We start from the raw sequence: 1,311 nt of genomic DNA on the forward strand, positions 1-1,311 counted from the left end.
GCAGCCTCCGCCAACGACGAACGAATCCCCGACAAACTCTGCGCCGCACTCTCCACCAAATCCGGCGTAGCGATCAGAAACGACATATCCAACCCCTCCTCGCACCACAAACAGGCGATGACCGGCGGTCACCCCGCACTGCACACGAACACCACAAGGGCCCCGCGCACACCACGCGCGAGGCCCCCTTGTACTTCCCAACTATCAGTTACCCACCGGAAACTCACCCCGCAGTAACCAAGTTCGACACGAGCCTAATAACAACTAACGCACCAGCCAAATGTCACACGATGTATTCACAGGAGTTGCGCGAGCCGCGGATTCACGGCGACCCGCCTCACATGAGAGGACGGGGCACTGGCCGCGTGGCGCGCGGGGCCGCTCTTGCGCGAAGGGAGGACGCCGGGCAGCGCCGGCATCCTCCCGTTGGCGCCTACAGGCTGGACGTGATCGCCGAAGCGAGCTGAGGCCCGAAGCCGAGCAGGCCCGGGATGAGTCCACCGACGCCGGTGCCACCGAGGAAGGGCAACGGCGAGGACGTCCCTTGATAACTGATCACCAGCGTGGGCATCGCCAGCGGCGTGAGAATACCCCCGAAGGGGATCTCGACAGCCGAAGTCAGGCCACCGCCCAGATCGGCCGACGGCAGCAACCAGCTCGTGGTGCCGTTGAGGAACGCGTTGGCGACATTCGCTGGCGCATCGAGGAATGCGGTCAGGGCGCCCGTCAGATCACCGGTCTGCAACGCACTTCCCAGCGCCACCGCGCTGGAGTTGAGTGCGCCTAACCCGTTGATCGGCCCACCGATACCGTCCAGAACCAACTGCAGCGGAATCCCGAAGTAGATCTTCAACGCTGTCAGGTCCAGCGTGGTACCGAAATTCGTGAACGCTTCGAGGAGGTTGGTTGCGTTTTGCGCCACCATGTGGGGGACGGTGCCGAGGGGCAGCAGGTCGGTGAAGCTTTGTGCGATCTGGCCGGGGATGGCGAGAACGGGCGCGAGGTCACCCAAGGGCCCGAGCGGCGTCACACCGAAAAGCCCCGACGGTAGTTGGGCGAGGCTGAATCCGGGCAGGAAAGCGGTCTCGAGCGCGGTGCTGAGGGCGGCGTACGCGCCGGAGGGGTCCCCCGCTAGGAGGTCTTGGAAGGCTGTCGCCAGGCCTGTGGGCAGGGTCTGGATGCCGGTGACGAGGTCTTGGCCGGCCGCTTGCAGGCTGGTGGTGATGGTTTGGGCGTAGCCGATCTGGGTGTTGATCAGCTGCTGCACAAAAGCACCGGGGTTGAAGCTGGCGATCTGTTGGATGCCGGCCT

Annotated in this window: 1 pseudogene; it reads right to left on the minus strand. The window is 64.6% G+C overall.

Features of this window, described 5'->3' with window-relative positions:
* Nucleotides 1–433: 433 nt before the first annotated feature.
* Nucleotides 434–1,311, minus strand: a pseudogene (locus SKC42_RS27375) (PE family protein); the annotation flags it as partial.

It is taken from the genome of Mycobacterium sp. 050134 (assembly GCF_036409085.1).
Lineage (GTDB): Bacteria > Actinomycetota > Actinomycetes > Mycobacteriales > Mycobacteriaceae > Mycobacterium.